The organism is Bacillus sp. FSL K6-1006 (assembly GCF_038593175.1).
Lineage (GTDB): Bacteria > Bacillota > Bacilli > Bacillales > Bacillaceae > Bacillus > Bacillus safensis.
This window is the reverse complement of record NZ_CP151970.1, coordinates 2,988,264-3,004,009: the sequence shown is the minus strand read 5'-3', so window position 1 is coordinate 3,004,009 and position 15,746 is coordinate 2,988,264. Positions and strand designations below refer to the sequence as shown.

The 15,746-nt window shown below is 39.1% G+C and carries 13 protein-coding genes; 12 read left to right on the top strand and 1 reads right to left on the bottom strand.

Features of this window, described 5'->3' with window-relative positions:
* Window positions 1-187: 187 nt before the first annotated feature.
* The 12 genes from NSS65_RS15725 to NSS65_RS15670 all read left to right on the top strand — a co-directional run bounded on the left by NSS65_RS15725 (window position 188) and on the right by NSS65_RS15670 (window position 14,917).
* Entirely contained in the window at window positions 188-322 is a 135-nt protein-coding gene (locus tag NSS65_RS15725; protein WP_254965641.1) for a hypothetical protein, read from the top strand.
* 213 nt (window positions 323-535) lie between these two features.
* Window positions 536-1,321 carry a Fe-S cluster assembly ATPase SufC gene (gene sufC, locus NSS65_RS15720; RefSeq protein ID WP_007500355.1) on the top strand — a complete coding sequence of 262 codons (786 nt, stop codon included), beginning with the start codon at window positions 536-538 and terminating at the stop codon, window positions 1,319-1,321.
* Window positions 1,322-1,339: 18 nt separating this feature from the next.
* A complete protein-coding gene (gene sufD / locus NSS65_RS15715) occupies window positions 1,340-2,653 on the top strand; it encodes a Fe-S cluster assembly protein SufD (RefSeq protein WP_326135293.1) in 1,314 nt (437 codons plus the stop codon).
* On the top strand, window positions 2,653-3,873 hold the full coding sequence (locus NSS65_RS15710; protein ID WP_041107713.1) for a cysteine desulfurase: 1,221 nt from the start codon (window positions 2,653-2,655) through the stop codon (window positions 3,871-3,873). The genes sufD and NSS65_RS15710 overlap by 1 nt, the downstream gene beginning before the upstream one ends.
* Window positions 3,863-4,309: a Fe-S cluster assembly sulfur transfer protein SufU gene (gene sufU / locus NSS65_RS15705; protein WP_012011181.1), complete on the top strand. Its 447-nt coding sequence runs from the start codon at window positions 3,863-3,865 to the stop codon at window positions 4,307-4,309. The genes NSS65_RS15710 and sufU overlap by 11 nt, the downstream gene beginning before the upstream one ends.
* Window positions 4,310-4,326: 17 nt before the next feature.
* Complete coding sequence (sufB, locus tag NSS65_RS15700) at window positions 4,327-5,724, top strand: Fe-S cluster assembly protein SufB (RefSeq protein WP_007500362.1); 1,398 nt, start codon at window positions 4,327-4,329, stop codon at window positions 5,722-5,724.
* A gap of 554 nt (window positions 5,725-6,278) precedes the next feature.
* Window positions 6,279-6,482, top strand: a complete 204-nt coding sequence (locus tag NSS65_RS15695) for a helix-turn-helix domain-containing protein (protein ID WP_056765833.1) — start codon at window positions 6,279-6,281, stop codon at window positions 6,480-6,482.
* Window positions 6,483-6,518: 36 nt separating this feature from the next.
* Window positions 6,519-8,897 (top strand): DEAD/DEAH box helicase family protein, encoded by a 2,379-nt coding sequence (locus NSS65_RS15690; protein WP_056765835.1) that lies wholly within the window; start codon window positions 6,519-6,521, stop codon window positions 8,895-8,897.
* 37 nt (window positions 8,898-8,934) lie between these two features.
* A complete protein-coding gene (locus NSS65_RS15685) occupies window positions 8,935-10,404 on the top strand; it encodes a class I SAM-dependent DNA methyltransferase (RefSeq protein ID WP_056765837.1) in 1,470 nt (489 codons plus the stop codon).
* The gene (locus NSS65_RS15680; RefSeq protein WP_056765839.1) at window positions 10,405-11,847 is read left to right on the top strand and encodes a restriction endonuclease subunit S; all 1,443 of its coding nucleotides are present in this window, start codon (window positions 10,405-10,407) and stop codon (window positions 11,845-11,847) included.
* Window positions 11,848-12,436: 589 nt separating this feature from the next.
* Entirely contained in the window at window positions 12,437-13,003 is a 567-nt protein-coding gene (locus NSS65_RS15675) for a TetR/AcrR family transcriptional regulator (RefSeq protein WP_202738631.1), read from the top strand.
* Between the two features lie 57 nt (window positions 13,004-13,060).
* Entirely contained in the window at window positions 13,061-14,917 is a 1,857-nt protein-coding gene (locus tag NSS65_RS15670; RefSeq protein WP_326135296.1) for an alpha/beta fold hydrolase, read from the top strand.
* Window positions 14,918-15,084: 167 nt separating this feature from the next.
* On the opposite strand, the gene NSS65_RS15665 is transcribed toward NSS65_RS15670, so the two are convergent.
* Window positions 15,085-15,726: an NAD(P)H-dependent oxidoreductase gene (locus NSS65_RS15665; RefSeq protein ID WP_025094143.1), complete on the bottom strand. Its 642-nt coding sequence runs from the start codon at window positions 15,724-15,726 to the stop codon at window positions 15,085-15,087.
* Window positions 15,727-15,746: the final 20 nt, after the last annotated feature.

Here is a 15,746-nt window from a genome sequence, read left to right as displayed (position 1 = left end):
TCAGGGAGTTGAGCGCTTCTCATCCGATTGTGTGAGAAAATATGCCAGCATAAGGTGTCATATCCCTTTTGAGTGAAGCCGCATTCGTTTGCTACAATAAAGCTACACTCAAGGAAGGGAATGGTTTATTATTTGTTCGGACCATAGTACACTGGGATTGGACTATACCGCCGAGATGGAAAAGGCCATGCATCAAGCTCATGGCATGAGCTATGCAGAGTACGAAAGAGACCATGACTTAAGGATGAAAGTGGAATATAAACGAGAGCAGTCCTATCGAGATGAGAAAAGACAGCTCGCAAAAATGAATATAAGAGGCTAATAATAGCTGAGGGGCGGGGAGAACAGTTTCCCGCCCTTTCTTTATGAAAACAGTCTTTTCGACATAAATCCTTTTATCTACCTGCTTTTTTTGTTAGAATTTTGAGAGCATCCTCTCACGCTTATCGTGAATGTGTTGTATTCAGTTTTAATTTGTTATAAAATTAGAATGAGAATAAATTGAGAATAATGATTATTTTGGAGGTATCGATATATGACTGCTTCGACATTAACAATTAAGGACTTGCACGTTGAGATTGAAGGGAAAGAAATCTTAAAGGGTGTAAACCTCGAGATAAAAGGTGGAGAATTCCACGCAGTAATGGGACCAAACGGAACAGGTAAATCTACTTTATCTGCTGCAATAATGGGTCACCCTAAATATGAAGTAACAAAAGGGAGCATCTTGCTTGATGGCGAAGATGTCCTTGAAATGGAAGTAGATGAGCGCGCTCAAGCTGGTCTTTTCCTTGCGATGCAATACCCATCTGAAATCAGCGGTGTTACAAATGCTGACTTCCTTCGTTCTGCAATTAACGCACGCAGAGAAGAAGGCGATGAAATCTCTCTTATGAAATTCATCCGCAAAATGGACGAAAACATGGAGTTCCTTGAAATGGACCCAGATATGGCACAGCGCTACCTAAACGAAGGTTTCTCAGGCGGGGAGAAAAAACGCAACGAAATTCTTCAATTAATGATGATTGAACCAAAGATCGCCATCCTTGACGAAATCGATTCTGGTCTTGATATCGATGCCTTGAAAGTTGTTTCTAAAGGAATTAACAAAATGCGCGGCGAAAGCTTCGGCTGCTTAATGATCACTCACTATCAGCGCCTGCTGAACTACATCACACCAGATCACGTTCATGTCATGATGCAAGGTCGTATCGTGAAATCTGGCGGACCAGAACTCGCGCAGCGTCTAGAAGCAGAAGGCTATGATTGGATTAAAAAAGAGTTAGGAATTGAAGACGAAACCGTTGGTCAAGAAGCGTAAGCGTTAGGAGGATTATTGATGACATTAGAAACGAAATTATCAGTTGATCAAGATTATGTCAAAAGCTTCTCCGAGAAGCATCAGGAACCGGCATGGATGAGCTCCCTTCGCTTACAGGCTCTTGAAAAAGCAGAAGACCTCCCAATGCCAAAGCCTGACAAAACGAATATTTCAAAATGGAATTTAACGAAATTCAAACAGCATACAGTCGAAAGTGCGCCATTTGGATCATTAGAAGAGCTTCCAGAAGAAGTGAAATCTCTGATTGATTTAGAGGACACAGATAAGACAGTTTACATTCAGCGTGATCAAACGCCGGCCTATTTGTCTCTTTCAGCTGAAGCAAAAGACAAAGGTGTGATCTTCACTGATCTTCATACAGCGATTCGTGAGCATGGAGATTTAGTGAAACAATACTTCATGACAGATGCAGTGAAAGTGGATGAGCATAAACTAACAGCTTTACATGCTGCTTTAGTGAATGGCGGAGCTTTCCTCTATGTACCGAAAAACGTAGAGCTTGAAGCACCAATTCAAGCTGTTTATCTTCATGAAAATGATGAAACGACTTTGTTCAACCATGTCATCGTTGTAGCAGACGATCATAGTGCTGTGACATATGTAGAAAACTACATCAGTACAGCAAAACCGAAAGAAGCGATCTTCAATATCGTTTCTGAAGTGTTCACAGGCGCTAACGCCCGCGTCACATACGGTGCTGTAGATAACCTTGCAGAAGGAGTCACAGTATATGTAAACAGACGCGGTATGGCAAATGGCCGTGACAGTAAAATCGAATGGGCGCTTGGCTTGATGAATGATGGAGACGTCGTATCTGAAAACATCACAAAACTGATGGGCGACGGTACATTCGGTGATACGAAATCAGTTGTTGTCGGCCGAGGAAACCAAACAGAAAACTTCACAACAAGCATCATCCACTTCGGTAAAAACTCTGAAGGGTATATCTTGAAGCATGGTGTGATGAAGGATCAAGCATCTTCTATCTTTAACGGAATTGGCAAAATCGAGCATGGCGCAACAAAGTCAAATGCAGAGCAGGAATCACGTGTCCTCATGCTGAGTGAGAAAGCACGCGGTGACGCAAACCCAATTCTTTTAATTGATGAAGATGATGTGACAGCAGGGCACGCCGCTTCTGTTGGACGTGTTGATCCAATTCAATTGTACTACCTCATGAGCCGCGGGATTTCCAAAGAAGATGCAGAAAGACTTGTGATTTATGGCTTCTTAAATCCAGTTGTGAAAGAACTGCCGATTGAAGGAGTTAAAAAGCAGCTGATTTCTGTGATTGAAAGGAAAGTAAAATAATGAATATCAAAGACGTTCGTGAGCAATTTCCAATCCTTCATCAGCAAGTGAACGGACATGATTTGGTGTATTTGGACAGTGCAGCGACTTCTCAAAAACCAAGAGTGGTCATTGATGCAATGAATGAGTATTACCGGTCTTACAACTCGAACGTCCACCGGGGTGTTCATACCCTTGGCACAAGAGCAACGGACGCATACGAGGGTGCGAGAGAGAAAGTTCGTGCATTCATCCGTGCTTCATCTGTCCAGGAGATTATTTTTACTAGAGGTACAACAACTGCACTAAACACAGTGGCGATCAGCTATGCTAGAGCAAACCTCAAAGAAGGCGATGAGATTGTCATTACGCATATGGAGCATCATGCGAATATCATCCCTTGGCAGCAAGCAGCAAAAGCAACTGGCGCCACATTGAAATACATTCCGTTACAGGAAGACGGCACGCTATCGCTTGAAGATGTGAAGCAAACGATCACACATCAAACGAAAATTGTCGCAGTCACACATGTCTCAAACGTATTAGGAACCATCAACCCGATTAAAGAGATCGCCAAAATTGCCCACGATCATGGGGCAATCATTGTCGTCGACGGTGCGCAAAGCACCCCGCACATGCAAATTGATGTTCAGGATCTAGATTGTGACTTTTTCGCATTCTCTGGGCATAAAATGTGTGGACCGACTGGCATCGGTGTGCTTTACGGGAAGAAGGACCTTTTGAATAATATGGAGCCTGCTGAGTTTGGCGGTGAAATGATCGACTTTGTGGATCTATATGATTCTACATGGAAAGAGCTGCCGTGGAAATTTGAAGCGGGAACACCGATTATTGCTGGAGCAGTTGGACTAGGAAAAGCAATTGACTTCTTAAATGACATTGGTATGGAGGAAGTCAGCCGTTACGAGCATCAGCTTGCGACTTACGCGCTTGAGCGCTTTAAAGAGCTTGACGGTGCGACTGTTTATGGACCGCAGCACCGAGCTGGGCTTGTGACGTTTAACTTAGACGACGTCCATCCGCATGATGCATCAACTGTTCTGGATACGGAAGGTGTCGCCATTCGTGCTGGACACCACTGTGCACAGCCGCTCATGAAATGGCTTGGTGTATCAGCGACTGCAAGAGCAAGCTTCTATCTGTATAATACAGAAGAAGAGATTGATCTACTCATTGCAGCGCTCCGTAAGACAAAGGAGTATTTTACGAATGTCTTTTAATGTAAACTTAGATACACTGTACAGACAAGTGATTATGGATCATTATAAAAATCCGAGAAACAAAGGTGTACTAAACGACAGCATTGTCGTCGATATGAACAACCCAACGTGTGGTGACCGCATTCGTCTTACGATGAAAATCGAAGACGAAAAAGTCACGGATGCGAAATTTGAAGGAGAAGGATGCTCGATTTCGATGGCATCTGCCTCTATGATGACGCAGGCGATTAAAGGGAAAGATATTGAAACAGCTTTGAAAATGTCTCAGATTTTCTCCGATATGATGCTAGGAAAAGAATACGACGATTCCATTGATCTTGGTGACATTGAGGCGCTGCAGGGAGTGGCAAAATTCCCTGCCCGCATCAAATGTGCAACATTATCCTGGAAGGCGCTTGAAAAAGGCGCATCTGCCGAAGATAACGGCAAATCATAAGATTGGAGTGAAAATGGATGGCTAAAAAAATGCCAGATGTTGGTGAATATAAATACGGCTTTTCTGATAAAGACGTTTCCATTTTCCGTTCAGAGCGCGGACTGACAAAAGAGATCGTTGAAGAAATTTCTCGTATGAAAGAAGAGCCTCAGTGGATGCTCGACTTCCGTTTGAAATCTCTTGAGCACTTTTACAACATGCCGATGCCACAATGGGGCGGAGATTTAAATGCATTAAACTTTGATGAAATTACGTACTACGTAAAGCCATCAGAGCGCTCTGAGCGTTCTTGGGATGAAGTACCAGAAGAAATCAAACAAACCTTTGATAAGCTTGGTATCCCAGAAGCAGAGCAAAAATATTTAGCTGGTGTATCTGCTCAGTATGAATCTGAAGTTGTGTATCATAACATGAAGCAGGACCTTGAAGATCTAGGAATTGTGTTTAAAGATACAGACAGCGCATTAAAAGAGAACGAAGACATCTTCCGTGAGCACTGGGCAAAAGTCATTCCTCCGACTGACAACAAATTTGCTGCGCTTAACTCGGCTGTATGGTCTGGTGGTTCATTTATCTACGTACCAAAAGGCGTAAAAGTAGATACTCCACTTCAAGCATACTTCCGTATCAACTCTGAAAACATGGGTCAGTTCGAACGTACACTGATCATCGTTGACGAAGGCGCACATGTGCATTACGTAGAAGGCTGTACAGCACCAGTTTACACAACAAACTCACTTCACAGTGCGGTTGTTGAAATCATCGTCAAAAAAGGCGGCTACTGCCGTTATACAACGATTCAAAACTGGGCAAACAACGTCTTCAACCTTGTGACAAAACGTACAGTATGTGAAGAGAATGCAACAATGGAATGGATTGATGGAAACATCGGTTCTAAGCTGACAATGAAATACCCAGCGGTCATCCTAAAAGGTGAAGGTGCTCGTGGTATGACATTAAGTATTGCCCTAGCAGGTAAAGGTCAGCACCAAGATGCAGGTGCGAAGATGATTCACCTTGCACCAAACACATCTTCAACAATCGTATCGAAATCGATTTCCAAACAAGGCGGTAAAGTCACATACCGCGGAATCGTTCACTTCGGACGCAAAGCAGAGGGTGCACGCTCAAACATCGAGTGTGATACACTTATCATGGATAACAAATCAACATCTGATACGATCCCTTACAATGAAATCTTAAACGACAACATTTCATTAGAGCACGAAGCAAAAGTATCAAAAGTATCAGAAGAACAGCTCTTCTACTTGATGAGCCGCGGAATTTCTGAAGAAGAAGCAACAGAAATGATCGTCATGGGCTTCATCGAGCCATTCACAAAAGAATTGCCAATGGAATACGCAGTTGAAATGAACCGTTTGATTAAGTTTGAGATGGAAGGTTCTATTGGTTAATAAAGAAAAAACCTTTATATATCAAAGGTTTGAGCATTTTTTAAAAAGTGTAAAATTGGCGGCGTGCCGATTTAATTTAATCTTTGAGTGTAGGAGGCGAACTTTTGAAGTTCGTCTTCTTCTATTTTTTCAGTAACATCAAGATAAGTATCTGCCGTTGCTTTGATGGTTTTATGCCCTAAGCGATTTGATATATATTTAAGGCTTACACCTAGTACAGCATGTAGAAACCATTTGTGCCTTTATATTCAACCCCGCTTTTGTACAATAATACTGCATTGCTTCTCGGATGATAGAAGGTATAAAATAATCACCGTTATAATTTTGGAATATAATACAGTTTCCATTTTGGGGAATTTTGGATTCCTTAATATCAATTCATTTTGTTTTATCTTAAACTTTTTAAATTCAGTATTACGTCAGGTTCAATTTGACAGTTTCAGGCTATAGTTTAGTTTATCGCCTTGCACTATTGTAAGGTTTTCTCCTTTTTTCGTTTGATGATGTGCTATAATGAAGTTGTCTTTTTTTTACATAGCTAAGGAGGACTTGGTATGGTTATAAGCTATAATAAGTTGTGGAAACTCTTGATTGACAAGAAAATGAATAAAACGGAGTTGAAGGAGCAGGCTGGAATCACTTACAACATATTAGCTCGCCTTGGAAAATGCAAACCTGTAAACCTTGAAAGCTTATATAAAATTTGCAAGTGCCTCGAATGCAACATTGGAGACATTTTGGAATTTGAAATAGAATAAACGATTTGCGAAAAATAGGGTAAGGGGCTGAAGCTTATGGGGAAGAGAAATTTGTCTGAGGAAGATATCAAAGCAAGATATATTACACCAGCAATCACTAATGCGGGCTGGGACATAAAAAAGCAAGTTCGACTTGAATACGCCTTTACGGCTGGTAGAATCATACTTCGTGGAAATGTAACTGCTAGAGGAAAAAAGAAAAGAGCGGACTATGTACTTTTTTACAAAAATAATTTTCCTTTAGCAGTCATAGAAGCCAAAGATAATAATCATCCGATAGGAGCTGGTTTGCAGCAAGGGATCGAATATGCCAAAGCATTGGATATATTTTATGTCTACGCTTCTAATGGGGATGCCTTTGTCGAGCAGAACTTGATTACTGGTGAGGTAAGAGAACTAGGACTGGAAGAGTTCCCATCGCCAGAAGAATTATACCAAAGATATTTAATGGATAAAAACATCAATGAGGCTGAAGAAAAGGTTATCTTAGAGCCTTATTATTATGTGCCTAATTATAAAACACCTAGATATTATCAAAGAGTTGCAATCAATCGAACAGTTGATGCGGTTGCCAAAGGACAAGACCGTGTGCTTTTAGTGAGTGCCACAGGTACCGGTAAGACCTATATGACGTTCCAAATTATCTATAGGTTGTGGAAATCTGGTTTAAAGAAAAGGATTCTTTTCTTAGCAGACCGCAATGTACTGGTCGATCAGACTATTTCGGGAGACTTCAAGCCTTTTAGTGGGAAAATGACAAAGGTGAAGAATAAAGATCTTGATAGTTCCTACGAGATTTATTTAGCTCTGTATCAGCAACTTACGGGTGACGATGGAGAAGAAACATTCCGTCAGTTCCAGCCGAATTTTTTTGATTTAATTGTGATCGATGAGTGCCACAGAGGAAGTGCAAAAGAAGAATCAGCATGGAGAAAGGTTCTAGATTATTTTTCATCGGCTACTCACATTGGTTGTACAGCAACACCAATCGAAACCAAAGAAGCTTCAAGCCAGACTTACTTTGGTGAGCCTATTTATGAGTACTCTTTAAAACAAGGAATCAATGATGGCTTCTTGGCGCCTTATAAAGTCATCAGAATTGGTCTTGATAAAGATTTAGAAGGTTATCGACCGGAAGTAGGGAAGGTTGATAAATATGGCTATGAAATTGAGGATCGAGAGTACAATGCAAAAGATTTTGAACGATCTCTCGTAATTGATGATCGCACACGAGTTATAGCATCTAAAATCACAGAGTTCTTAAAGAAAACCGATCGCTTTAGTAAAACCATCGTATTTTGTGTGGACATTGAACACGCCGAGCGTATGAGACAAGCACTTATCAATGAGAATAAAGACATGTATGCGGAAAATCATAAATACATCATGCGTATTACTGGGGATAATGAAGAAGGAAAAGCCCAACTGGAACATTTTATTGATGAAGAAAGCCCTTATCCGGTTATTGCAGTAACAAGTAAGCTTATGACGACCGGTGTTGATGCGAAAATGTGTAAGTTGATTGTTTTAGAAAATAACATCAATAGCATGACTGAATTTAAGCAGATTATTGGTCGTGGTACAAGACTTCTTGAAGAATACGGTAAGACCTACTTTACCATTATGGACTTTCGTAATTCGAGCCGTCTCTTTGCTGATCCTGCTTTTGATGGTAGACCGGAAGTGGTTATTGAACTTGATGGAAATGATCCCGTGGATGAACCAGGCACACCGACAGATGAAGGCGAAGAAGGCATGGGGGAAGATGATGGTAATGATGGTGTTAAAGAAGATAAGGGGGAGTATGGAACTGGAGACACACCACCTTTTAATGATGAGGGTGAAGATAAGCCTCGCAAATATTATATAGGCGATGTTACTGTTAGGGTTCTTTCAGAGAGAGTCCAATATGTCGATAAGGATGGGAAGCTCATCACTGAAAGTTTGACTGACTACACAAAGAAAAACATCCTAGAGCAATATGCAAGGCTGGATGATTTCTTGAGAACTTGGACAGAAGCAGAGAAAAAGCAAGCGATAATTGATGAATTACAAGAGAGTGGTGTACTGCTTGATGCAATTAGAGAAGAATTGGGCAAAACGGAGCTAGATGATTTTGACCTCATTTGTCACTTGGCTTACGATAAACCACCGCTAACAAAAAAAGAGAGAGCAGAGAATGTGAAGAAACGTCACTATCTGTACAAATATTCCGATACTGCTCAGCAGGTCATTGAAGCGTTGCTTGATAAGTATGCCAATGATGGCATTAAAGAAATTGAAGATACTAAGGTACTTCAGCTTAAGGAGTTTGCTAAAATTGGCAGTCCGATGAAAATAGTCGAAGCCTTTGGTGGAAAAGAAGCCTATCTCAAGGCAGTTAAAGAATTAGAAAATGAAATTTATTACGCATAAGTAAAACACACAATTGTAGACAAGGTAGGTATTTGAAATGGCGATTAGTAATTTTGTCAAGAGAATTCAAGATGTTATGCGGAATGACTCGGGTGTTAATGGAGATGCCCAAAGAATCGAGCAAATCGTGTGGATTCTGTTCTTAAAAATATATGATGCAAAAGAAGAAACGTGGGAGATTTATGATGACAACTACAAGTCGATCATCCCAGAAGGTTTAAAGTGGAGAGATTGGGCAGTAGATCGAAAAGACGGTGAGGCACTGACCGGTGATGCTTTACTGGATTTCGTGAATAACACGCTGTTTCCTACCCTTAAGAAACTAGAAATTGATGAAGAAACACCGATGAGTCAAATCATCGTAAAAACAGCATTTGAAGATGCTAACAACTATCAAAAAGATGGAGTATTGCTTCGTCAAGTTATCAATATCATTGATGAAATTGATTTCACAGAATATAAAGAGCGCCATGAATTCGGTGCAATCTACGAATCGTTCCTAAAGGATTTACAGAGTGCAGGAAATGCAGGTGAGTTTTATACACCAAGAGCGGTCACAGACTTTATGGTAGAAGTGGTTAAACCGGTATTAGGGGAAAAAATTGGGGACTTCGCCTGTGGTACTGGGGGCTTCTTGACATCTGCGTTATCTGTCCTGGATAAACAGGTTGGTAACTCTCTTGAAAATAGAAAAATCTATAACAATTCTGTGTATGGAATTGAAAAGAAAGCATTGCCGCACATGCTGTGTGTGACCAATATGCTGATTCATGATATTGATGATCCTAATATTCTTCATGGAAATGCATTAGAAACAGATTATAAAGAGCTTCGTAAAATGGAGTCATTTGATGTAATTCTAATGAACCCACCATATGGCGGTAGTGAAAAAGAGAGTGTCAAAGTCAACTTCCCAATGGAGCTAAGAAGTTCTGAAACAGCAGATTTATTTATGAATATGATCATGTATCGACTGAAGAAAAATGGTCGAGCAGCAGTTATCATTCCGGATGGATTCCTGTTTGGAACTGATAATGCTAAAATCAATATCAAGAAGAAATTATTCAGTGAATTTAATCTTCATACAGTTATAAGGATGCCTAATAGCGTTTTTGCGCCTTATACATCTATTAGAACGAATATCTTGTTTTTTGACAATACTGAACCGACAAATGAAACATGGTTCTATCGTGTGGATATGCCAGAAGGTTTTAAGAACTTCTCAAAGACTAGACCGATGAAACTGGAACACTTTAATGAAGCACTAGTATGGTGGGATAACAGACAGGAAATCGAAGTTGAAGGCTTCCCTAAAGCCAAGAAATATACAATCAGTCAGATAGTAGAAAGAAGCTATAACATTGACTTATGTGGCTTCCCTCATGAGGAAGAAGTAATCTTGGAGCCAATGGATTTGATTCAACAGTACCAAGAAAAGCGAGCTTCTCTTAATGCAAAAATCGATCATGTATTAGAACAGATTACTTCTATGCTTGGAGGTAATTAAATGAATGCACAAGATTTAAAAAACAGTATTCTTCAACTTGCGATTCAAGGAAAACTGGTTGAGCATAGAGAAGAAGAAGGTACTGCAAAGGAATTATTAGAAAAGAAAGAGGCTGAGAAGAAACAACTTATTAAAGAGGGGAAAATCAAGAAACAAAAAACCTTGCCATCGATAAAAGATGATGAGATACCATTTGATATACCTCAGACTTGGGAATGGGCGAGAATGGGGAATGTTATAGATTTCATAAATGGTAGGGCTTATAAGAAAGAAGAATTAAAAGATAAAGGGAAATATAAAGTTTTAAGGGTAGGAAATTTTTTCACTAACAATAGTTGGTATTATTCTGACATGGAACTTGAGGATTCCAAGTATTGCAATAATGGGGACTTGCTTTATGCTTGGTCTGCATCTTTTGGTCCTAAGATCTGGGATGGAGATAAAACGATTTTTCACTACCATATTTGGAAAATTGATTTCGATAGCCAAATATTTTATAGAGACTATTTGTATTGGTTCTTATTACAGGATGTAACAATAATAAAAAAATCTACAACTGGCTCAACAATGGTACACGTATCAATGGTAAATATGAGACCTAGATTAATTCCTATTCCTCCAGTAGAAGAACAAAAACGTATCGTAGCAAAGATAGAAGAACTATTGCCTTATGTGGAGAAATACGATAAAGCCTACACAGAAGTAGAGGAGCTCAACAAAAGGTTCCCAAATGATATGCAGAAATCAATTTTACAATATGCAATCCAAGGCAAGCTGGTTGAACAGCGTGAAGAAGAGGGGACTGCTGAAGAACTATATCAGCAGATTCAAGAAGAAAAGAAAGTGTTAGTTAAAGAAGGTAAAGCTAAAAAACCTAAAAAACTCATGAGAATTACAGAAGATGAGATTCCATATGATATCCCTGAGAATTGGAAATGGATTAGACTTGGAGATATTTTTGAAATTAATCCTCGAAATACTGTCAATGATGATACTACTGTATCCTTTATTCCAATGACATTAATAGAAGATGGATATAGAAGTGAATTTTCATATGAAACCAAGTCTTGGGGTGAAGTGAAGAAAGGCTACACGCATTTTAGAGAGGGTGATATAGTGATGGCAAAGATAACTCCCTGTTTTCAAAACTTAAAATCTGCAATAATGTTAAATCTTGAGAATGGTGTAGGAGCTGGTACGACAGAGCTTCATGTACTAAGAGCCTACAATGATATCTGCTTGGAGTTTTTCCTGTGGTTTATTAAAAGTCCTACCTTCGTTTCAACTTGTGTATCCAAGATGACAGGAACCGCAGGACAACAAAGAGTTGGTACAGATACAATTACAAATTATGTTGCCCCACTCCCTCCACTAGAAGAACAAAGGCGGATTGTCTTAAAGATAGAAGAAATGCTGCCTCATTGCAGACAGCTGATCAAGTAGATGTATTATGGTACCTTTTTGGAAGGGGAAGAGCCCACAGCGTAGACTGTGAGTTCTAAGTTATTAACCCTCCCTACTTGGTTTTATAAGTTAATTTCCGTGCCTTATTCGAGCCAAGCCCGTGCCAACTTGATATTACAATCCATTTTAAACCATTTGAAAAAATGCCTTTATATCAAAGGTTTGACCGGTTTTGTTGCAGATCTATTCGTGCCATTATGAGCAAATTTAATCAAGTTTGAAATGGAAGGCTCTATTGGTTAATAAAAAACATTGATGCACAACGCTTTTTGAGGGAATTTATTTTCGAGTCACACCACTTGTTAATGAAAAGCCTTCATGGCGTTGTGTTTTTTATATGTGGGTGTGCAGAAGTATACAGTGTTTATCCTCAACAAATGGCTCTTACTCACATCATGATGGAACGACAGATTAATCTAGATCATGTAGTCAGGTCCATCTCTCCAATCACATCATCATTAAGCCATCATATTTTCTAATGGAATCAAACTTTTCTCTAAACAAACATAAATACTTGCAACATTCAAATTAGTACTGTATAGTTCTAATTATGACAAAGGCAAAATTAATGAATCAAAAACGTGTACTTGAAGTAGCTGCAACATTATTTTTGGAAAAAGGGTTTGCTTATACAAGTATGGATGAATTGGTACGTGTAAGCAAAGTATCAAAGTCGAATGTGTATTATCACTTTTCTAACAAGGAGGAATTATTAGAAGGGGTCGTTGATTATTGGATTGATATGTATCAATCTGCAATAGACGACGTAATATCTCAGACCCAATTTTCAGTTGAAGATCGTATCCAAATGTTTTTAAAGCAATTATCACAAGGCGTCCAGTCGAGAGAGTATCAGGGAGGCTGTCCATTTATTACTCTTTATATTCAAAGTCCTGTACAGGCCACGCAAATAAAAGAAAAAATAGGTCTTTTTTTTACAGGATTACAAAAGAAAGTTTCTCTATTACTGAAACAAGGTGTAGAGAACGGGGAATTCAGAAATACGATTCAGATTGATGAGGTGGCATCACTTTTTATTACAAATCTTGAAGGAGCGTTATTTATTTCAGAAACATTGAAGGATGCCACTGTCATCACAAAAACAGCAGATCATTTATTTAACTTGCTTCGATAAAGAAGCATTTTTTTTACATCAAATTAGTACTGTTTAGTACTAAAAAGGAGATTTCATATGAAAACAGTATTTTTAACAGGTGGAACAGGCTTTATTGGAAAGCAATTAGTTGAAGAACTAGTGAAAGAGGATGTGAACATTCTTCTTTTAGTGAGGTCGAAAAGTAAAGCAGCACGCATTTTTCAAGAAAGAGGTATTTTAAAAGAGTCAGTGATGCACTTTGTTGAAGGTGATTTGACGAAAATAGATTTAGGTCTAAGTCCTGAAGATAAAGAGAGGGTATTGAAAACGGATGTGATGATTCACGCAGGAGGCCCTATGGATATTCAAGCGACAAGTAACGAGGCAGCTTCCGTCTTTTTAAATGGTGCCAAACATATTGGTGAATTAGCGAAAAGTATTCATCAATTGAAGGGCTTGCAGCAATTTATTCATGTTGTCGGTTATATGAGCCCCTTTGATGATCAAAACAGCAAGATTGCAATTGATGTGTTTAAAGAAGGAAATGATTACCTGAAAATAAAGAATCCTTATGAGAGAACAAAATTTTTAGCAGATCTTTATATCCGTCAACAGGCATCAGCTGTCGGTTATCCGCTTTCTGTCATTAATCCGCCAACTGTGGTCGGCAGTAGTAAAACAGGGAGTACAGAACAGATAGCAGGATTAGGTTTGCTTGTAACGAGTATGCGAAGAGGGCTTATGCCAGTGATTCCTGGAGGTAAGGGATATAGGCTGCCACTGATTTCAAACGATGAGTTTGCGAAGTTTATTGTGCAGGTTTTCAGGATGGAGCAGCCGGCGATTCAAACATATACACTTGTTGAAGACAAAGAGCATGATCAGAACATTGCTGAATTATTGAGTGTGATGTCGGAAAGTATGAATATGAGAGCACCAAAAATCTCTGTCCCAATGCCGTTTATGAAAGCAATGATGAAAAGTGGCGTAAGTAAAATAACAAACATTCCTTCTGATGGACTCAATTTTATGACTAAACGAACATTTTCAAATGCTTCAGTGAAAAAAATGATGGGGGGGGATTGGTTTAAGAAGACGAGTGTCATGAACTTTTTCCCTGCCGTAGTAGCTGATCTGGATTATCGCATGATGGATCAACATGGTGAGCATCATCATGTATTTGAGCAAACATTATGTGATAACAATACCCTTTACCAATTACAAGGAGAAGGGAAACCGTTTATTTTATTACATGGTTTATTGAGTGATGGAGAGGATTTATTCCCTTTAGCACAAGAGCTTCATGAAAAAACGGGTCAGCCTGTATGGATCTTGGATCTTCCAGGTTTGGGGCGTTCCCCATTTAAACGAGAGAAACATCTTCTAGATATCTATTTGAATGTAGTGAAAAAGGTATTGGAGAAAGCGGCTCATGGTGCACATCTAATTGGCCATTCATTCGGTGCGTTTATTCTATTGAAAGCATTGGGACAAGGGTACATAGATAAGAAATATTCAATCACTTTACTTCAGCCGCCTGTTGCTAAAAAAAATGCTAAATCGCTAAATGTTCCACAATGGATGAACAAATGGTCATTAAAATTAGCAACTCCTAAAATGATAAAGCGTTATTTATTAAGTAATGGTTTGTTTGAAAGGACGGAGAGCATCCCTGAACATTATATTGAAAAAATCAGAAACAGTTTTACGTCTCCTAGAATTTTAAATACGACGGTTCAGCTTAATCATTTACTATTGAAAAACGATCAAGGTGAATTCAATGAATTAACAAAGGATAATCCTCATATTATCTGGGGGGAGTATGACAAAGACTATTCTGCTCCGTTGCATCTTGGAAATGTTGATGTTGTTCCATACGGCCATCATTTTCCTCTTAGCCATCCGAGTGAAACGGCTGCATTGGTTATAAAAAATAGTCTTACCAGCAGTTGAGAATGTGGGATAAATAAAGAATGTCGTAATTGAAATGAAATCGCAGTGCTTGTGATCCCGCCGATGCACACCAACTGAAAGATTTTATAGCACCCTAAAACGAAAAAGGTGATTTTTATTAAAAAAAGCACGATTTTTCGTTTTGGGTCTTTTTGATTAAATAGAGATTAATTCGGTTCATAAAACTCCTCTAAGGTTTTCGTCATATCATCAGATGCAGATTGTAAGATCGCATCTTGTTCTAAAATCGCTGTTCCTTGTGCTCGGACAATATGAAATTGATGAAACCCCATCAAGTTTTGGAATATTTCTTTTAGGTAATGATGTGAGAATTCCAGAGGTGTGTAGCGATCGTTATTTGTGAAAATTGAGCCGCTTGCTTGAAGCAAAAGTACACGATAATCATCAGTCATCAGACCAACAGAACCATTTTCTGTATATTTGAACGTTTCTCTCGCAATAAAGATATTATCTATATAATCTTTCATTCGTGAAGTCACATTGAAATTATGAACAGGTGACACGATCACAATTCGATGATGTGCTTTGAATTGAGCCAATAAAGCAGATGAAGCAGCGGCGATTTTTTCCTCGGCAGCCGTTAATGCTTGTTTGGATGCTTGCTTATCCCAAATTCCTAGCAGCTGTTCTTTTTCGATACGAGGAATTTCAGTTCCATATAAATGTAAAATGGTTGGTTCCTCATGAGGAAACCTTTCTTTAAATTGTGTTAAAAATAGTGTTTGCAGTTTGTTTGAATAACTTTCTCGAGTGAAATCTGGGTGCGCGTTAATGATTAATGTTTGCATGTACATGCTCCTTTTCTTTT